Origin of the sequence: Bradyrhizobium sp. WSM1253 (assembly GCF_000244935.1) — a bacterium.
Lineage (GTDB): Bacteria > Pseudomonadota > Alphaproteobacteria > Rhizobiales > Xanthobacteraceae > Bradyrhizobium > Bradyrhizobium canariense.
This window is the reverse complement of the sequence record NZ_JH600073.1, coordinates 5,357,472-5,376,184: the sequence shown is the minus strand read 5'-3', so window position 1 is coordinate 5,376,184 and position 18,713 is coordinate 5,357,472. Positions and strand designations below refer to the sequence as shown.

The window sequence follows — 18,713 nt, the reverse complement described above, 5'->3', positions numbered from 1 at the left end:
GGTTTTGGGACCCCAGCCGGGCGCGTTAAGCAGAACAAAACCGCCTGCCTCGCACTATCTCCGCGAAAGCAACAAAGCCCAGCACGTGCAGGTCGAGGGGGACCTGGCGAAGCCGGAAGGGGATGTCAGATGGAGACCGCTGCTCGTTCGCGCGCCTGGCGCGCAATCCTAGTGCTGTGCGGATTGATCCTGCTTGGATCGGCCGCCGAGCTTCGCGCTGGCACGCTGTTGTCGCCGGGAGCCGGCGTCCTCGTGCGCAAATCCGCCGAGCCGTTCGGCGTGTTCGCCTTCGCCATCTCCGCCGGCAGCCTGCAACAAAAATGGCTCGCGCTGAGGTCCAGGCTCGACGATGACATGGTGCAGCTCGCGCTGTGCGACGGCGACCGGGACAATTGCGCTTCGCCGGCTGCGCTGAAACTGCTCGCCATCGTCGACCAGGCCCGCAGCCGTGAGGGCCGCGCTCTGCTGGGCGAGACCAATCGCGCCATCAACCTCGCCATCCGTGCCGCCGCTGACGGTTCTGAGGACGTCTGGAGCTCACCTCTCGCGACCTTCGCGCGCGGCGCCGGGGATTGCGAGGATTACGCCATTGCCAAGCTCGCCGCTCTTAAGCTCGCGGGCGTTGCCGCCGAAGATCTCCGTATCGTCGTGGTGCGCGACGTCAGGGCCGGCGAAGAGCATGCGGTTGTCGCTGCACGGCTCGACGGCCACTGGCTGATGCTCGACAACCGCCGCATGGCGATGGTCGAGGACGACGCCGCACGGAGCTACCAGCCGTTGTTCGTGCTCTACCAGTCGGCCGTGATGAAGTATGTCGACGAACCCGTGCGGTTCTCGATGATCGCCGCCGAGGCGCGTTGACTTTCTTGTAGCCCGGATGGAGCCACCGGGTCGGCGCACAGCGCCGCCCGATGACGGGCTCCGCGAAATCCGGGGCCGCCGCCTGTCGCACGAATCCCGGATTGCGCTGCGCTCCATCCGGGCTACCAGGATCAAGTAGCTTACCCCACAAAGCCATTTCGCCGCGCGATTTGGGACGCTAGCATGGCCGCGGCTATGCGGGGGCGACCGGAATGCGGTTCATCGTGCTGACTATGCTTGCATTGCTGGCCTTGCCGGCGGCGCCAGGCTTCGCGCAATCCAGCCCGTCCGACCGCTCCGTCGCCGAAAGGCTGCCGTTGTTCGCCAGGAACAACTGCCAGCAGATCCGCGATCCCGGCAATCAATTGTTCTGCGGTGATGCCGAGCTTGCCGCCGCCGCCGAGAAGCTGAGCACGGGAATCGAGGCACGGCTTGCCCGCCTCCCCGATCGTCTGCCTGGGATCGAGGAGAACGCGATCTGGATTCGCCAGCGCAACCTCGGTTGCGGCATCGTCGGCCAGACCGCGATCCGCACCGACGATTTCGACCGGGTGAAGGCATGTCTTCTCAAGGTGACCGAGGAGCGCGCCGCGATCGTACGCGATCCGGATTTCGACTGTCTCGCCGCCAACACCGCCGCAGGCGCGCTGATCTGTGCGGACCCGTCGCTGGCGCTTGCCGAGACCGACTTGAACAGCCAGGTCCTCGGCCTGATCGGCAAGCTCGATCCGACCTCGGCACGCTTTGCCTTTGCCGAATATGGCCGGTGGACGCGGGAGCGCGATCGCAAATGCAATCTGGTCGGCAAGGAGAACGTGCCGCTCGGGGAGCTCGAGTCCGCGGAGGACTGTCTCGCCGGCTATCTGAAGCACAAGACCGACGAGATTGGCGCGGCGAAAGGCGATCCGAAGAAGGTGTTCGGCCGGCAGGTCGCAGCCCGCGCGCCCGACACCGATGCCGTCGACTTCTGTGCCGCGCGAATCCACGCGGCCAATTCCTGCGGCAACTTCCTCCGCATCAACCGCGTCTATGCGCTCGATAGCCAGGTGGGCGAGCAGGAGGCGCAGGTCACGGGCGAAATCGAGATGGCCGTGCTGGCGCCCTTCGCCACCTGCAGCAAGGTCGCCACGACGTGCACGGGCACCTGCTGGGACCCCAGGACGGGTCGTCCGCAGCCTGGCGTCAGCAACAAGGAGCGCTCCGCAGACGCCTTCAACGTCACGCGCCGCCTGCGAATCCAGCGCACATTTGCGTTTGTCAAAGCCGCCGATGGCTGGCGCTGCCGGGAAGACGAGCTGGCCCCGGTGAATTCAGGCACCGCGGGTGGGGGATCGTAGGGCTGTGTGCTCTCCCTCGCCCCGTTCTTACGGGGAGAGGGTTGGGGTGTGGGGCTGCTTCAGCGAATCCGGTGACAGTTCGACTCGCGGAGAGCCCCCTCACCCGGAATTTGCTGCGCAAATCCCGGCCTCTCCCCGCATGCGGGGAGAGGCGAAGAAATCAAAACATCAGATTGTCCTTCACCAGAACCCAGCGGCCGCCCTTGACCTGCTGCACCTGGGTGATGGTGTTGGCGAGGTGGTCGGTCTTGGAGAATTTGGTCGGCGGCGAGTTGAAGATGTCGAGGAACTTGTCGCCCGATTCCAGCGCGTCCAGCATCTTCTGGCCGGTCAGATCCTTGCCCGCCTTGTTGGCGTAGAACGCAAACGTCGTCACCGCGTTGTAGCCGATGATCGCCTGGGTATTGGCATCGGTGTTGAACATCTTCTTGTAGTTGATGAGCCAGTCGTGGACCTTGCCCTTGGCGGTGTCCTCGTAGGGGATCTCGAAGCCGCTCGCCGCATAGAGGCCCTCGACGGCGTCCTTGCCGAGCGCCGGCACTTCCAGCACGTTGGTCGGCGTCGCGCCGAGGAAGGTGACCTCCCAACCGAGCTTCTTCGCCTCCGTCATCGCACCGATGGTCTCGCGGATCACGGTGCCGAGCACGACGAGATCGCAGCCGTCGGACTTCATCTTGGCGATCTGCGCGCTGAAATCGGAGGCGCCGCGCTTGTAGCTCGTCACCGACGCCGCTTGCAGCTTCATGACCGTCAATTGCTGGGTGAAGCCGTCGAGCACGTTCTTTCCGTACTCGTCGTCCTGGTGCATGATGCAGGGCTTCTGGAAGTTCTTCCACTCCACCATGTATTTCAGCGCGGCGCGCGTGCTCTCAACATAGGGCAAGAGGTTGTTGAACTTCAGCCGCTCCTGCGGCTTGGCCGGGTCGAACTTGAAGGTGAACTCGGCGGCGGTCAGCGGGAAGAGCTGGAGCACGCCGGCATCGAACAGGATGTCCTGCGCGGCGAGCGTCGGCGCCGATCCCATCGAGCCGATCATTGCAAATATCTTGTCGCGCTCGACCATCTTCTGGGACGCCAGCACGCCCTTCTTCGGATCGTAGCCGTTGTCCTCGAGGATCATCCTGATCTTGCGGCCATTGATGCCACCGGCCGCATTGATTTCCTCGACCGCCATCTTCATGCCGTTGGAGACCGGCACGCCCCAGACCTTGATCGGCCCCGACAGATCCTGATGGGTGCCGATGACGATCTCGGACGCCGAGATGCCTTCATTGGTGACCTTGGTTTGCGCGACGGCGGGCAGACAGGTGAGCACCACCGCGCCTGCCGCAAGGCCGAACGTTCTCAACGATCTCGACATTGACGTCTCCTCTCCTTGGGGCCCTTATGGTGCGAAGGGTGGGGCCATCACTCCTTCGCTGTTATTTAAACAAGATTGTTCAAGCCACCGCCCGCGCCGGATACATCGCGTCGATTTCGGCGGCATAACGCTTGTTCACGAAACCGCGCTTCAGCTTCATGGTCGGCGTCAGCTCCTCGTCCTCCGGAGTGAGCTGGCGTTCGATCAGATAGAATCTCTTGATGGTCTCGACGCGGGCGAAATTGGCATTGACCGCTTCGATCTCGCGCCAGATCAGATCCTGGATCTCCGCCGCGCGGCACAGGCTGGCATAATTGGTAAAGGGGATGTCGTGGTCCTGCGCGAACTTCTCGACATTCTCCTGGTCGATCATCACGAGGCAGGTGAGGTATGGCCGCTTGTCGCCGATCACCACGGAATCCGAGATGTAGGGCGAGAATTTCAGCTGATTCTCGATCTCGGACGGCGTGATGTTCTTGCCGCCCGAGGTGATGATGATGTCCTTCATCCGGTCGGTGATGCGGACGAAGCCCTCATTGTCGATGGTGCCGACGTCGCCGGTATGCAGCCAGCCGCGATGGTCGATGGTCTCTGCTGTCCTCTCCGGCTGGTTCAGATAGCCCATGAACAGGAAGTCGCCCCTGATCAGGATCTCCCCGTCGGGCGACAGCGCCACTTCACCCCACGACACCGCCTTGCCGACCGAGCCAAGCTTGATGCGTTCCGCCGGCATCATGGTGGCGACCCCGCAATTCTCGGTCTGGCCGTAGACCTCGTGAATGTCGATGCCGAGCGCGAGATACCAGCGGATCAGCTCCGGCGCGATCGGCGCCGCGCCGGTGAAGGCGATGCGGCATCGGTCGAGCCCGATCATGCGTCGGATGTTGCGAAAAGCGAGCCGGTAAGCGATGCCGTTGGCGATGCGCAACGACAGCGGCGGCGGCTTCCCTTCGATCCTGCAATCGACCATGCGATAACCAATGTCGATGGCGCGGCGGTACACCCATTGCTGCAACGGCGTCGCATCCTTCAGCGCGATGGTGATCGCGGAATAGAACTTCTCCCAAATCCGCGGCACCGCGAGGAAGATGGTCGGCTGCACCTCGCGCAGATTGTCCGGCACAGTCTCGGGACTCTCGGCAAAATTCATCACCGAGCCGAGCGCGACCGAGATGTAATAGCCGCCGATCCGCTCGGCGACGTGGCAGAGCGGCAGGAAAATCAGCCGCTCCTCGTTCTCGCGCGCTGGAATGAAATCATCGGCGTGCCGCATCTGGTGCGTGACGCTGCGATTGGCGTGCATGGCGCCCTTGGGCGGGCCCGTGGTGCCGGATGTATAGACGAGGACCGCGAGATCGCTCGCGCTGCGACTGTCGACCATCTCCTGCCACAGCGCCTCGCGGCCGGCCATGTGGTTGCGCCCGAGCGCGCGGAACTCGTCGAGCGACATCACCATGTCGTCGAAGAAGCCGCTAAGGCCCTCCATGTCGAACACGATGATCTTTCGCAGAGACGGACAGCGTGCGCGGCAGGCCAGGATCTTGTCGAGCTGCTCCTCGTCCTCGGCGAAGATCACTTTCGTCCGGGAATCGTTGACGAGATATTCGACCTGGGATGAGGCATCGGTCGGATAGATCCCGGAAGAGACGCCGCCGGCGCACAGAATGCCCATGTCGACATGGACCCATTCCGGCACGGCGTTGGCGATGATGGAAGCAACGTCGCCGGGCCTGAAGCCGATGGCGTGCAGCGCGTAGGCGATCTCCTTCGAGATCTCCAGCCATTCGCGCCAGCTGGTCGGCTGCCAGATCCCGAATTTCTTCTCGCGTATAGCCGGCCTGTCGCCCCGCGTCTCCGCGGCGCGCAAAAAGCTTTTCGCGATCGTGTCAGCGACCGTCAGCACCGCCGGTCGGGCCATGCACGTCTCCTTCTTGTCGCGCTCCCCTCCACTGCCTGCCTTGCCGGCGGTCTATATTAGCGGATGGGCTTTGGTATTTAAGGCTTCCTCTAACGCCAAGTCTTCTTCTTTTTCCAGCGCCGCTCGCCTCGTGCGCCGGCTTCCTTGGCGCCCAGGTAGAATTCCTGGATGTCCTTCGAATGCATCAAGCGGTCGCAGCTGTCGTTCATCACGATCCGGCCGATTTCCAGCACATAGCCATAGTGCGCCGTCTCCAGCGCCACCTTGGCGTTCTGCTCGACCAGCAGGATCGACATGCCCTGCTCCTCGTTGACCCGACGGATGATGGCGAAGATCTCCTTCACCAGCAGCGGCGACAGCCCAAGCGAGGGCTCGTCGAGCAGCAACAGCGTCGGCCGGTTCATCAGCGCGCGGCCGATTGCGAGCATCTGCTGCTCGCCGCCGGAGAGCTGTCCGGCCGGCTGGTTGATGCGCTCCTTCAGCCGCGGGAAATAGCCGTAGACGCGCTCCAGATCGTCCGCGACGCCGTCGCGATCCTTGCGCGGATAGGCCCCCATCATCAGGTTCTCGCGCACGGAGAGGAACGGGAACACCTCGCGGCCCTCCGGCACATGGCTGAGGCCCAGCCGCACGATCCTGTCCGCCTCCATGCGCTGGATCGACTTGCCCATGAACTCGATGGCGCCCTTCTGCGGGTCGAGAATGCCCGAGATCGTCTTCAGCACCGTGGTCTTGCCGGCGCCGTTGGCGCCCAGCAGCGTGACGATGCGTCCGCGCGGCACTTCGAGCGAGATGCCGCGGATCGCCATGATCGGCCCGTAATAGCTCTCGATGTTGGAGAGTTTCAGGATGATATCTGGTGTCGCCACGGCATCCATCGCGTCAGGCTCCCAGATAGGCGGCGACGACATCGGGGTGCTCTTGCACTTCGGCCGGCGAGCCCATCGCCAGCACCCTGCCGTAGTTCAGCGCGATGACGCGGTCGGAGACGCGGTTGACCAGCGACATGTCGTGCTCGACCATCAGCACGGTGACGCCGAGCTCGCTCTTCAGGTCGCGGATCCAGAACGACATGTCGTCAGTCTCCTCCACGTTGAGGCCCGAGGACGGCTCGTCGAGCAGGATCAGCTTCGGCTCCGAGCATAGCGCGCGCGCCAGCTCGATCACCTTGCGCACGCCGTAAGGCAGACCCGAGATCAGCTTGTCGCGGTAGGGCTCGAGATCGAGGAATTCGATGACCTGCTCGACCCTGCGGCGATGCACCTTCTCGTCGGCGCGTACGCCTGGCAGGAACAACAGCTCCTGCCAAAGCTGCGTGGTCGAATGCCGGTGGCGGCCGACCAGCAGGTTCGACAACACCGTCGCATTCTCGAACAGCTCGATGTTCTGGAACGTGCGGGCGATGCCAAGCCTTGCGATGTCATGGGGCGGCTGCTCCGTGATGTCCTGATCCTCGAAAAAGATGCGACCCGAGGTCGGCCGGTAGATCCGCGAAATCAGGTTGAAAATCGAGCTCTTGCCGGCGCCGTTCGGCCCGATGATCGAGAGGATCTCGCCCTTTTCGACCGCGAACGACACCGCATCGACGGCCTTCAGCCCGCCGAAATGCAGCGACAAACTCTCGGCGCGAAAATAGCTCATCGGTTACGCTCCGACTTCACGTAGATCTTCTGCCGCTTGAAGGTGGCGCGCTTGTAAAGCGGGAACAGCTGGTAGAAGAGCTTTATCTTGAGCCAGCGGCCGTAAAGCCCGAGCGGTTCGAACAGCACGAACAATACGATGATGATGCCGTAGATGGCGCCTTTCAAGCCGTTGAGCGAGGCAAAGGCCGCGACCTTGGACTGGACATTGGCCGCGGCTTGCGTGCCCGCTCCGAACGTCGCTGCAATGCCGGCGATGATGCCGGGCATGTCGTCCTTGAGGTAGGTCAGGAACGGATCGATCATCACGATGAAGATCGCTCCCAGCACTGCGCCGTGCAGGCTGAAGGTGCCGCCGATCAGGATCACGATGATGAACTCGATCGAGAGCTGGAGCGTGAACATCTCCGGCGAGATGAAGGAGAGCTTGTGCGCGAACAACACGCCGGCGAAGCCGGTGATCGCCGCGGAGATCGCAAAGGACTTCACCTTGTACAGCGCGACATTGACCCCCATGCTGCGCGCCGCCGTCTCGCTGTCGCGGATCGCGACGAAGGCGCGCCCCGTGGGCGAGCGCAGCAAATTGAGCGTGCCGACGATGGTCAGCACCAGCACGGCGAGGCAAAGGAAATAGAAAGTGGGGCTGTCGCGCGAGACTGCGACCCCAAACAGCGACACCGCCTTGATCCGCATGCCCTCGTTGCCGTTGGTGACGCTCTCCCATCGCGCCAGAATCTCCTCGACGATGAAGGCGAAGGAGATGGTGGCGATGACGAGATAAATGCCTTGCAGCCGCAGCGCGGGGAATCCGACCAGCGCACCGATCAGCCCGGTCAGGAGCCCGGCGGCGAGAAAGTAGACCGGGAACGGCACACCATACTTCTGCAAATAGGCCGCCGTATACGCACCGATCGCGAGAAACGCCGCGTGCCCGAGCGAGGCCTGCCCGGTGAAACCCGTCAGAATCAGCAGCGCCACGCCGACGGTCGCATAGATGCAGACGAAGACGAGCTGACTCATCAGATAACTGGAGAGCACATAGGGCGCGATCAGCAGCACGGCCAGCAGGAGACCGTAGGAGACGTAATAGCCAGAATGCGGAAACAGCCTGATGTCGTCCTCGTAGTCGGTCTTGAACAGGAAGCGCATGCGTTCAGACTTTCTTGCGGACATGAAGGCCGAACAGGCCTTCGGGCTTGAGCAAGAGCACGGCGAGCAGCACGACGTAGGGCGCGACGTCCTTCCAGCCCTCGGCCAGATAGAAGCCGGCCATGCTCTCGATGACGCCGATCAGGACGCCGCCGACGACGGCGCCGGGGATCGAGCCGAAGCCGCCGAGCACGGCGGCCGGAAACGCTTTCAGGCCCAGCACTAGACCGACATTGGAATGGATGAAGGTGATCGGCGCCAGCAGCACGCCGGCACAGGTCGCAACCGCCGCGCTGATCGCCCAGACGATCGACACCACGCGCTTGACCGGGATGCCCATGTAATAGGCCGCCAGCATGTTCTCGGAACTGGCGCGCATCGCGGTGCCGAGCATGGTCTTGTTGAAGAACAGCCAGAGCAGCGCGCAGAGGATGACCGTCGCCGCGATCACCGAGAGCTTGTCATGGGCGAGCACCAGCGAACCGATCCGCAGCACGCCCTGACTGAACGGCGTGTCGATCTTGAAATCGTCGGTGCCCCAGATCATGCCGGAGACCGAGCGCAGGAAATAGCCGAGCCCGATGGTGGCCATGATGATGGAGAATTGCGGATAGCCGAGGATCGGCCGCACCACCACGCGCTCGGCGAGCATGCCGAACAGCGCCATTGCCGCCACCGCGCCGGCAAAGCCGACCCAGTAGTTCAGCCCCATCATGCCAATGAAGGTGAAGGCAAAGAATCCGCCCAGCATCATCAAATCGCCCTGCGCGAAATTGACGACCTCGGTGGCCTTGTAGACAAGCACGAAGCCGAGCGCGATCAGGCCGTAGACGCAGCCGAGCGCAACACCGCTGACCAGCTGCTGAACGAAATCCAGCATCGTCGCGCATCCTCCCGATACAACCGGCGGTTCTTCCTGACCGCCTTGCCGCATCTTGTGTTCAGTCGCTACGCAGTCGTTTCGCTGCGTTAGCGCCATTCGTCCCTTTGCCAATTCAGCCTGAACCGCCAAGCGCTGTCAACAAACGGTGACTTGCCATTAGTCCAATCCGGATGACGGAATTTGCGGCAGCGCGATTCACGGTGCCGAAACATCTTCGGGGCATGGTCGCGAGCGATGCAAAACCGCAAGGTGTGGCCGCCATGAAGACGGACGACTCGGCGCTCGAAGTCATGGGGTTAACGAAGTGTTTTGACCGTCTGGCGGTCGATAACCTCGATCTCACCATCCATGCCGGCGAATTCTATGCGCTGGTCGGCCCCAACGGCGCCGGCAAGACCACCACTTTGCGCATGGTTGCAGGCCTTTTGCGGCCCGATGCCGGCGCGGTCTCCATCTTCGGCATCGATGCGCTCCAAAACCCCGTCGCCGCCAAGCAGGTGATGGCGTGGGTCTCCGACGAGCCCATGATCTACGACAAGCTCACGCCGCTCGAATATCTCGAATTCGTGGCCGGTCTGTGGGGCATCGCACCATCGGCCTCGGAACCGATCGCCGCGGGTCTCCTGAACTCGCTCGGGCTCGAGCCGCACCGGCACGAACGCTGCGAGGGTTTTTCCAAGGGCATGCGCCAGAAGGTCGCCCTCGCCGGCGCCCTGGTGCACGATCCCCGCCTCATCATCCTCGACGAACCGCTGACGGGACTGGATGCCGTCTCCGCCCGCCATGTCAAGGGACTCCTGAGCGAGCGCGTCCGCGCCGGTTGCACCGTCATCATGACCACGCATATCCTCGAGGTCGCCGAACGCATGGCTGACCGTATCGGTGTGATCGCAGCCGGCCGCCTGGTTGCCGAGGGCACGCTAACCGAGCTCCGGCAGCAAAACGGGCACGCCGACACCAGCCTGGAAGATCTCTTCATCGCGCTGGTGACGCTTCCGGAAGCCGCATGAGCTCGGCCACCGCGCTGTCCTGGTTCGCCCGCCACGAGCTCCGGCTCGCCTGGCGCGAATGGCTCGCCATGATGACCGGCGGGCGGCGCAAACGAACACGTGCGGCGGTAATCGGCCTGCTGTTCTTCGCGGCGCTGCTGCACGTACCGGCCTGGGCGGTGATCGGCCGCTTCGCCGACCTGCAATTGCCACTCGACAAATCCTCGCTGATCGTGATCTCGGCGACGATTTTTCTCGCCTGGACGCTGATGCTGTCGCAGGCAATCGAATCGGTGACCCGGGTGTTTTACGCACGCGCCGATCTCGACCTCGTCATGTCCTCACCCGCGACGCTGGCCAATCTGTTCTCGGTGCGCATCGCCGCGATCGCGCTCGCCATCACGGTGATGGCGCTGCTGTTCTCGACGCCCTTCATCGACGTGCTGGTATTCGGGGGCGGCGCGCGCTGGCTTGCTGCGTTCGGCGTCGTTGTCGCCATGGGCCTGTCGGCCGCAGCGATCGCGATCGCCGTCACCATCCTGCTGTTTCGCCTGATCGGTCCGGCGCGGACACGGTTCGTCGCCCAGATCCTCGCCGCCATCATCGGCGCCGGCTTCGTGATCGCGCTTCAGGTGGCGGCGATCATGTCCTACGGCACGCTGTCGCGCTTCACCATCCTGACCTCGGGTAGCTTGGCCGCTTACGCGCCCGATGCCGACAGCATCTGGTGGTGGCCGGCGCGGGCGGCGATGGGAGACGCCGAAGCGCTGCTGCTGCTCCTAGCGCTCGGGCTCGTGCTGCTCGGAAGCGTCATGGCGATCTTCTCGGGCCGCTTCGCCGACACGGCGATCGATGCCGCCGCCTATGGCGCGTCCGGCCGTCGCAGCGCGAAGGAGCGCCCGTTCCGCGGCGGATCGCGTCAGCATGCCCTGCGGCGCAAGGAATTTTCGCTGCTCTGGCGCGATCCCTGGCTGATCTCGCAGACGCTGATGCAGCTGCTCTATCTGGTGCCGCCGGCGCTGCTGCTCTGGCGCAACTTTGCCGACAGCTCCGCGGCGCTGACGCTGATCACGCCCGTCATCGTCATGGCGGCCGGCCAACTCGCCGGCGGGCTTGCCTGGCTGACGATCTCGGGCGAGGACGCGCCCGACCTGGTTGCGACCGCGCCGCTGACGCCGTCCAGCGTCATCCGCGCCAAGATCGAGGTGGTGCTGATCGCGATCGCCATCGTCTTCTGCCCGCTGATCGCGGCGCTCGCTTTCGCCTCGGCGTTCCAGGCCGCGGTCAGCGCCGGTGCGGTCATCGTCAGCGCGGCCTCCGCCACCGCAATCCAGCTCTGGTTCCGGGTGCAGGCCCGGCGCAGCCAATTTCGCCGCCGCCAGACCTCGTCGCGACTTGCGACCTTTGCCGAGGCGTTCTCCTCGATCGGCTGGGCTGCCAGCGCCGCGCTGGTGCTCACGCTGCCCATCGTCGGTCTCGTCAGCGGCCTGATCACCGCGGGCCTCGTCGCCATCACCTGGAAGTTCAGCCCAAGGCGGGAGTGAAGGCTGCCTGCCTTGAAAGTAAGGATAAAATGCCTTACCTATCGAGGACTCAGTATTGAGGGATCCCCATGAGCACGCTCACGGTCACGGCAAAGGGGCAGGTTACGCTACGGAAAGACCTCCTGGAGCACCTCGGTGTACATCCGGGCGACAAGATTTCGATAGAAAAGCTTCCTGGCGGGCGAGTTGAGGTGAGAGCAGTTCGGCCCACCGGAGAGATTTCGGATGCCTTCGGCTTTTTGAAGGGAAAGACGAACGGTCGATCGCTCTCGATCGAGGAGATGAATGCGGTCATTGCTGACGGCTGGGCCAGCAAGCGATGAAGATAACACCCGACACCAACGTCCTGGTACGGGTGCTGGTCGAAGATGATGCCGAACAGAGCAAGGTGGCCGAAGCCCTTCTCGAGAACGCGGACCTCATAGCCATCTCGATCCCCGCATTATGTGAGTTGGCTTGGGTCCTCTCACGAGGCTACAAAACCTCTGCTGGAAATATCGCGGCTTCGATCCGGCACTTGATCAATGCATCCAATGTCGTCGTCAACCGGCCCATAGCTGAGGCTGGATTAGCGCTCCTCGAGGCCGGGGGTGACTTTACCGATGGCGTCATCGCCCACGAAGGCAACTGGCTTGGGGCCGATACTTTCGTGTCGTTCGACAAAGCGGCCGTGAAACTGATCAAAGCAAGCGGTGGAATGGCGCGGCTCGCCGGCACCACATGACGCGAGGATAATTCGTAGATACACTCACAGATCGTCGATAAGCGCCGGACGGTTCCTGATGTCTCGATTGTTGCTGACGGTCTGTGCGCTTCTCGGTTGGCTGGTAACATCTGCCTTCGCGCAGCAATCACCTCAGCGCAGCGAATGCCTGGCGATGGCAAATGCGGCACCCCGCGTGACGCCGGTCGCGTTCCGGCAGGCCGCAGCCTCCGCTGAAGTCCAGATTACCTATGCAGGCCATTCCACCTATTTCATCGACACGCCCGGCGGCTTGCGCATCGCGACCGACTATAGCGGGGCCTACCAAGTGGGCCGGCTGCCCGATGTCGTCACCATGAACCGGGCCCACAGCACGCACTATTCTTTATATCCCGACAAGCGCATTCCTCATGTGCTGCATGGCTGGGGCGAGGACGGCAAGCCGGCCATCGTGTCGGAGCGCATCGGCGACACCTTCATCCGCAACGTCACCACCGACATCCGTCGCTATTTCGGCGACGATTCCGGCGCCGACATGATCCGCGACGGCAATTCGATCTTCATCTTCGAGGTCGCGGGCCTCTGCATCGGCCATCTCGGCCATCTTCACCACAAGCTCGACGACAGCCATTTTGCCCAGATCGGGCGGCTCGACATCGTCATGGTGCCGATCGACGGCACCTACACCATGTCGCTCGACGGCGTCTCCGAGATCACCAAGCGGCTGCGCGCCTCGGTCGTGCTGCCGATGCACCGCTTCGCCACCCCGCTCGACGATTTCATGCAACGTATCGGCCAGCAGTTCGAGATCGACCGGCGCATGGAACGAAGTTTCCGGATGTCTCGGGATGCGTTGCCGTCGAAGCCGACGGTGATCATCCTCGACGGGGTGTGACGCGCCGAGCCGGAACGCATGAGCCTCCTCCGACTTGGTTGCTTCGAAATCAGTTACGATCGGAGCAGTCATGAGCAGAAGGTTGCTGGTCATAGGCTCATTTGCGGCCATTTACCTGCTGTGGGGTTCCACCTACTTCGCCATCACTTTGGGCCTGAAATCGATTCCGCCATTTCTGCTGATGGCGCTGCGTTCGCTCTGTGGCGGCATCTTGTTGCTGGCCATGAGTGCCGGTGAGGTCGCGAACCTATCCGCGCAGGCGTGGATAAGGGCGAGCCTGTGCGGGCTCCTGTTCTTTGTCGGTTGCCATGGCGTACTCGCCTTCGCGCAGCAATCGGTTCCTTCGGGCGTGGCGGCCATCGTGCTGGCCACGATCCCGTTCTGGATCCTGCTGATCGATGTCTTGTTCCCCGGCGATCAGCGACCGAAGCCCTTCGCCCTGCTCGCTCTCGTGCCGGGCTTCTTCGGCGTCGGACTCGTGGCGTGGCAAAACGTCGAGCAGGCCGGCATCAGTATCCTTCCCGTCGTCTGGCTGCTGGCTGCGGCCTTGTCATGGTCGGCCGGGACTATCTTGTCCCGGAGCATGTCGAGCCAGGCATCCGCTATCCTGCTTTCGGGCATCCAGCTTTCGATAGGCGGTACCGTGTTGTTCGCGATCAGTTGGCTGACAGGCGAGATCGGAAACTTCAGGCCGAGCGAGGTTTCGCTGACTTCGCTTGCAGCGGCGCTTTGGCTGATCATCGCTGGCAGCGTGATCGGATTCGTTGCCTACAACTGGCTTCTGGAAAACGTCTCGACCTCGTTGGTGTCGACCTACACTTTCGTCAACCCGGTGATCGCTGTACTGCTCGGCACCCTCGTGCTGAGCGAGCCATTTTCGCGCCTGATGTTGCTTGGTGCGGGTCTCGTGATTGTCTCCGTCATCGTCATTTGGCTCGCGGAACGCGCGACGAGCCGACGAACGAACGACAGGCCGAATCCTGGCATAGGGCATCTGTCGCCCAACAAGACTTGACGGCGGGCGCCGCGCAATTTTCTCCAAGTCGGCTGCCGTCCGGTCGTGCTGATCTCCTCGCAAACAGGAGATGGACATGACCGACTTTGCGAGATTATTGCACGCGGACGGACCGAACCCCGAGCACGCGGCGGCGCTCCAGCTTTATGGCCGCTTCGTCGGCGATTGGGACGCCGAGATCACCGCCCATGGACCCGATGGAACGAAACACACCGCGCCCGGCGAAATCCATTTCGGCTGGGTGCTGGAGGGCCGCGCCGTGCAAGACGTCTGGATCATTCCGCGCCCGGCTGGCAGCCCGGCCTTGCCGATCGCCGGCAATTGGTACGGCACGACGCTGCGGGTCTACGATCCGACCATCGATGCCTGGCGGATCTCCTGGTTCGATCCCGGCCGCGGCATATTCCGCCAGCAGATCGGCCGTCCACGCGATGCCGACATCGTTCAGGAAGGCACGACCGAAGCCGGCGACCTGACGCGCTGGAGTTTTACGGAAATCACCGAGGATTTCTTCCATTGGCTCGGCGAGGTCAAGCCGGCCACCGCAACCGATTGGCGGCTTTTGGTCGATGTGAGGGCGAAGCGGCGCAAGGATTGACGACGGCGCCGCTGTGCCCGCGATGACGGGTGCGGTTGCGAAACGCGCGCTGCTGCACGCGAGAACGAGGTGTTAGGCTCCCAGAACAAGAAGCATACATCAAGGGAGCGAACGCCGATGGCCGCAAGCGGTTTGCCCGCCAACACGAGCGGGCTATTCGTCGAGCCGCGCGAGGACTGGCTCGCGCTGCATCACGAGGAGATCATCGATCCCTTACGGCCGATCGTCGATCCCCATCACCATCTCTGGAATCGCGGGCACCGCTATTTGATCGAGGAGATGGCGGCGGATATCGCCTCCGGCCACAACATCACCGCCACCGTCTATGTCGATTGCCGCTCGATGTATCGTGCGCACGGGCCCGAAGCATTCCGGCCGGTCGGCGAGGTCGAGTTCGCCAATGGCGTCGCCGCGATGAGCGCCAGCGGCGGCTATGGCAAGGCGGCGATCTGCGCCGGCATCGTCAGCCACGTCAACCTGCTGCTCGGCGATGCCGCACAACCGGTGTTGGAGGCCGAGATCGCGGCGGGCAACGGTCGCTTCCGCGGCATCCGGCATTCCTCGGCCTGGGACGCAGATCCCGCAGTCGCCGGCATGTATGCGAGCCGGCCGCAGGGATTGTTGCAGGACCCGACCTTCCGGAAGGGCTTTGCCTGTCTCGCGCCGCTGAACCTGAGCTTCGACGCCTGGCTGTTCCATCCGCAAATCGGCGAGCTGACCGAGCTCGCCCGCGCATTTCCCGACACCAGGATCGTGCTCGACCATTGCGGCGGCCCGGCCGGAATCGGCCGCTTTGCCGGGCGACGCGAGGAGGTGTTTGCGCAATGGCGCGCCTCGATCCGGGAGATCGCGAAATGCGAGAACGTCGTGGTGAAGCTCGGCGGGCTCGCGATGTGCCTGCTCGGCTACGACTTCCATTTGCGCGAGAGGCCGCCGTTATCCGAGGAGCTTGCCGCGGCGTGGCGGCCTTACATTGAAACCTGCATCGAGGCGTTTGGACCCACGCGCGCGATGTTCGAGAGCAATTTCCCGCCGGACAAGGGCCAGTGCAGCTATCAGGTAATCTTCAACGCCTTCAAGCGTATCGCGGCGCCCTTGAGCGAGACCGAGAAGACGGCGTTGTTCTCGCAGACCGCGAGTGATTTCTACCGGTTCGATCTGCCTTAAAGTGATTGGCGCCATGACGAGAACAGGGGCCGGGATGTTGATCCCGGCCCCCTGTTCCGTCGTGACCGCTGGGAAGCGTCCTTGAAACTGATTGAACTCTAACCGGCGCCCATCAGCGAGGCAGGACGGCGCTCGCCGGTGGAGACGAAGATCTTCTTGAGCTTGTTGAGGACGCGGATCAGGAAGCCGATCATCACGGGATTGGTCTTGCGGCAGAAGGCGATCTTCTTGACGTGGCCCTCGACATGCCACTTGGCATGCGCGCCGTTGCGGAAGAAAATGACGTCGCCCGGGCCGTAGCGCTTCGGCGGCATGCCGTCGCTTTCGAGCACGATCGACCCTTCCATGATCATGATCGTCTCGTCGATGTCGTAATACCAGTTGAAGCGGCCTTCGGTGCAGGCCCAGATGATGGTCGAAGCGGTGCCGTCGGCGCTGGTGGACAGGATGTGCGAGCGCGACACCGGATTGCCTTCGATGATCCAGGACGGTTCGATCGGCCGCAGCTCGAGATCTACATTGCAACTACTGATTTCAATCAATGCGCGCGACATCTGTTCCCCCAGGGGATAAAATATGATCCGCCGGGTCTCGGCCCGGATTGTTCAAAGATGGCGGGAACGCTAGTAGCCGGTTTTTAATTCTTTCTTACGCAGGGTCCGACAATCAGCCGCAAGTTGCAGACGCGAAACGGTTAACGCCGCAATTTCCCTGCAATTTCGCGCACATGAACCCTTCTTTTCCGGGGTGCGACAAAGTGCGCGAAGCTATCTGAAAGGAGCCATGCCGATGCCCCTCACCCCGGAGGTTCTCGCAACTCAAGGCGAGGTCGTGGCCTGGCTCGGCAGCCTCGATGTCTCCTTCGCAACCGACGAGGAGCCTTGGTTCACCGTCGACGGCATCGAAAGCCCCCGGCAAATCGGCAGTGACGGCTCCGGCGGCGCGTTCGTTCTGCTGCCGTCTCAGAATGTGCTCTACGTCTCGTCGGAAGGCCGCGCGGGAATCATCGCCGAGAGTTTCGAGGCTTTCGTCAAGCTCGTCGTGGCGCACCCCTATTGGCTCGACATCCTCAAATTTTCCGCCGGCGGTGATCTCCATGAGATGCGGCGGGCGGCGGATGCGCTGGAGGCCACACTCGACGACGAGGACGACGTCAACGAGGCCCGCGAGCAAATCCGCGGGGGTCTCGACCTGCCCGAGGCGAATGATCCGGTCGGTGCGCTCTACGACGCGGTGGCGGCCTCCGACGCCGTCGTGCGGGCCACCGACGGCAGCCCGTTCACGACGCTGTTCAACCGCTTCAGCATCGACAACAGCCCGATGCTGCGCAACGCGGCGGCGTAGTTACTTCGCCCATTCGCCCTTGCGAAACACCGGCACTTTGCTGCCGTCGGCCAGAATGCCGTCGATGTCGGTCTCGGCCGAGCCGATCATCCAATCGATATGGATCAGGCTCTGGTTGCCGCCTTGCGCCGCGATCTGCTGCGGCGTGAGCTGGGCGCCGTTGACGAAACACTTCGAATAGCACTGGCCGAGCGCGATGTGCGAGGCCGCGTTCTCGTCGAACAGCGTATTATAGAACAACAACCCGCTCTGCGAGATCGGCGAGGAATGCGGCACCAGGGCCACTTCGCCGAGACGCCGCGCGCCCTCGTCGGTGTCGAGCACCTTGTTCAGTACCTCCTCGCCGCGCGAAGCCTTGGCGTTGACGATCCGGCCGTCCTCGAAGCGCACCGCGATGTTGTCGATCAGCGTGCCCTGGTAGGATAGCGGCTTCGAGCTCACGACATGGCCGTAGACGCGCCGGCAATGCGGCGTGGTGAAGACCTCTTCGGTCGGGATATTGGCGTTGCAGCTGATGCCGTTCTTGGAGAGCGAGGCGCCGCCCTCCCATTCATGGCCGTCGGCGAGCCCGATGGTGAGGTCGGTGCCCGGTCCCGAATACTGGAGCGCGCGGAAACGCTGGCCGTTGAGCCAGTTGGTGCGCTCCCGCAGCACCGCATTGTGGCTCGCCCAATTGGCCGGCGCATCGTCGCGATCGACGCGGGACGCTGCGAAGATCGCGTCCGCGAGCTTGCCGATCGCGACCTCTTCAGGATCGTTCGGAAAGACTTGCTTCGCCCAGGACGGGCTCGGGTAGGCAATGATGTTCCAGTTGGTGTCGAAATTGACGATCTTTTCCAGCGCCGGCTGATAGGCCATGGAATTGGCCTTGCTGGCGCGCGCGACCTTGGAAGCATCTTCGCCCGAGAGCAGCATCGGATTGTCGCCGACGATGGCGAGACGCGCGGTGTTGTTCGAGAACGCCTTGGCCATGCCCTCGTAGAGCCAGTTGGCGGCGCGATCGAAGCTGTCGTCGTGGCCGTGGCGATAGCGCGCCAGCGTCATCTCTTCGTCGGAGAGAATGGGCGTCACGATGCCGGCGCCGGCCTTGTAGGCATGCACCGCGATCCGCCGCACCAGCGGCAACGCGATCGCAGGTGCCGTCAAGAGCAGATCCTGGCCCGGCCGCAAGCCCAGGCCCACCTTCACCGCCACCTCGGCCAGCCGGTCGAGCTTCACGGGATCGATGGGAGTGGAGGTGATGCGTTGATCAGTCATGCCGGATCCTCTGCCGAACGTCTCTCGTCCAATCTAAGTCTAGCATCGCGAGA

Annotated in this window: 19 protein-coding genes; 11 read left to right on the top strand and 8 right to left on the bottom strand. The window is 63.2% G+C overall.

Going from position 1 to position 18,713, the window contains the following annotated elements; translation table 11 throughout:
• Positions 1-129 precede the first annotated feature (129 nt).
• Both BRA1253DRAFT_RS26800 and BRA1253DRAFT_RS26795 read left to right on the top strand, forming a co-directional pair.
• A complete protein-coding gene (locus BRA1253DRAFT_RS26800; RefSeq protein ID WP_007599541.1) occupies positions 130-861 on the top strand; it encodes a transglutaminase-like cysteine peptidase in 732 nt (243 codons plus the stop codon).
• Between the two features lie 212 nt (positions 862-1,073).
• Positions 1,074-2,198 carry a DUF1311 domain-containing protein gene (locus BRA1253DRAFT_RS26795; protein WP_007599540.1) on the top strand — a complete coding sequence of 375 codons (1,125 nt, stop codon included), beginning with the start codon at positions 1,074-1,076 and terminating at the stop codon, positions 2,196-2,198.
• A gap of 160 nt (positions 2,199-2,358) precedes the next feature.
• Here the strand turns inward: BRA1253DRAFT_RS26795 and BRA1253DRAFT_RS26790 are convergent, their stop codons facing one another.
• The 6 genes from BRA1253DRAFT_RS26790 to BRA1253DRAFT_RS26765 form a co-directional block, all read right to left on the bottom strand.
• Positions 2,359-3,558: an ABC transporter substrate-binding protein gene (locus BRA1253DRAFT_RS26790; protein ID WP_007599539.1), complete on the bottom strand. Its 1,200-nt coding sequence runs from the start codon at positions 3,556-3,558 to the stop codon at positions 2,359-2,361.
• A 79-nt stretch (positions 3,559-3,637) separates the two neighbouring features.
• Positions 3,638-5,476, bottom strand: a complete 1,839-nt coding sequence (locus tag BRA1253DRAFT_RS26785; protein ID WP_007599538.1) for a long-chain fatty acid--CoA ligase — start codon at positions 5,474-5,476, stop codon at positions 3,638-3,640.
• Between the two features lie 89 nt (positions 5,477-5,565).
• Positions 5,566-6,354 carry an ABC transporter ATP-binding protein gene (locus BRA1253DRAFT_RS26780; RefSeq protein WP_007599536.1) on the bottom strand — a complete coding sequence of 263 codons (789 nt, stop codon included), beginning with the start codon at positions 6,352-6,354 and terminating at the stop codon, positions 5,566-5,568.
• A gap of 4 nt (positions 6,355-6,358) precedes the next feature.
• Complete coding sequence (locus tag BRA1253DRAFT_RS26775) at positions 6,359-7,117, bottom strand: ABC transporter ATP-binding protein (protein WP_007599535.1); 759 nt, start codon at positions 7,115-7,117, stop codon at positions 6,359-6,361.
• Entirely contained in the window at positions 7,114-8,265 is a 1,152-nt protein-coding gene (locus tag BRA1253DRAFT_RS26770; protein WP_007599533.1) for a branched-chain amino acid ABC transporter permease, read from the bottom strand. Before BRA1253DRAFT_RS26770 ends, BRA1253DRAFT_RS26775 begins: the two co-directional genes overlap by 4 nt.
• Positions 8,266-8,269: 4 nt before the next feature.
• Positions 8,270-9,145: a branched-chain amino acid ABC transporter permease gene (locus BRA1253DRAFT_RS26765; RefSeq protein ID WP_007599531.1), complete on the bottom strand. Its 876-nt coding sequence runs from the start codon at positions 9,143-9,145 to the stop codon at positions 8,270-8,272.
• Positions 9,146-9,408: 263 nt separating this feature from the next.
• On the opposite strand from BRA1253DRAFT_RS26765, the gene BRA1253DRAFT_RS26760 reads away from it, so the two are divergent.
• The 8 genes from BRA1253DRAFT_RS26760 (at position 9,409) to BRA1253DRAFT_RS26725 (ending at position 16,059) form a co-directional block, all read left to right on the top strand.
• Positions 9,409-10,158, top strand: a complete 750-nt coding sequence (locus BRA1253DRAFT_RS26760; RefSeq protein WP_007599530.1) for an ABC transporter ATP-binding protein — start codon at positions 9,409-9,411, stop codon at positions 10,156-10,158.
• Positions 10,155-11,681 carry a hypothetical protein gene (locus BRA1253DRAFT_RS26755; RefSeq protein ID WP_007599524.1) on the top strand — a complete coding sequence of 509 codons (1,527 nt, stop codon included), beginning with the start codon at positions 10,155-10,157 and terminating at the stop codon, positions 11,679-11,681. The genes BRA1253DRAFT_RS26760 and BRA1253DRAFT_RS26755 overlap by 4 nt, the downstream gene beginning before the upstream one ends.
• Positions 11,682-11,749: 68 nt before the next feature.
• Entirely contained in the window at positions 11,750-12,004 is a 255-nt protein-coding gene (locus BRA1253DRAFT_RS26750; RefSeq protein WP_007599523.1) for an AbrB/MazE/SpoVT family DNA-binding domain-containing protein, read from the top strand.
• A complete protein-coding gene (locus BRA1253DRAFT_RS26745) occupies positions 12,001-12,405 on the top strand; it encodes a type II toxin-antitoxin system VapC family toxin (protein ID WP_007599522.1) in 405 nt (134 codons plus the stop codon). The genes BRA1253DRAFT_RS26750 and BRA1253DRAFT_RS26745 overlap by 4 nt, the downstream gene beginning before the upstream one ends.
• A 58-nt stretch (positions 12,406-12,463) precedes the next feature.
• On the top strand, positions 12,464-13,279 hold the full coding sequence (locus tag BRA1253DRAFT_RS26740) for an MBL fold metallo-hydrolase (protein ID WP_007599521.1): 816 nt from the start codon (positions 12,464-12,466) through the stop codon (positions 13,277-13,279).
• 70 nt (positions 13,280-13,349) lie between these two features.
• Positions 13,350-14,294, top strand: coding sequence for an EamA family transporter (locus BRA1253DRAFT_RS26735; protein ID WP_007599520.1), 945 nt, complete (start codon positions 13,350-13,352; stop codon positions 14,292-14,294).
• Positions 14,295-14,370: 76 nt separating this feature from the next.
• A complete protein-coding gene (locus BRA1253DRAFT_RS26730; RefSeq protein WP_007599519.1) occupies positions 14,371-14,892 on the top strand; it encodes a hypothetical protein in 522 nt (173 codons plus the stop codon).
• 117 nt (positions 14,893-15,009) lie between these two features.
• Positions 15,010-16,059 (top strand): amidohydrolase, encoded by a 1,050-nt coding sequence (locus tag BRA1253DRAFT_RS26725; protein ID WP_007599518.1) that lies wholly within the window; start codon positions 15,010-15,012, stop codon positions 16,057-16,059.
• 98 nt (positions 16,060-16,157) lie between these two features.
• Here the strand turns inward: BRA1253DRAFT_RS26725 and BRA1253DRAFT_RS26720 are convergent, their stop codons facing one another.
• Positions 16,158-16,613, bottom strand: a complete 456-nt coding sequence (locus tag BRA1253DRAFT_RS26720; protein ID WP_007599517.1) for a cupin domain-containing protein — start codon at positions 16,611-16,613, stop codon at positions 16,158-16,160.
• Positions 16,614-16,848: 235 nt separating this feature from the next.
• On the opposite strand from BRA1253DRAFT_RS26720, the gene BRA1253DRAFT_RS26715 reads away from it, so the two are divergent.
• Entirely contained in the window at positions 16,849-17,403 is a 555-nt protein-coding gene (locus tag BRA1253DRAFT_RS26715) for a hypothetical protein (RefSeq protein WP_007599516.1), read from the top strand.
• On the opposite strand, the gene BRA1253DRAFT_RS26710 is transcribed toward BRA1253DRAFT_RS26715, so the two are convergent.
• Entirely contained in the window at positions 17,404-18,660 is a 1,257-nt protein-coding gene (locus BRA1253DRAFT_RS26710; protein ID WP_007599512.1) for an aminopeptidase, read from the bottom strand.
• Between the last annotated feature and the right edge of the window lie 53 nt (positions 18,661-18,713).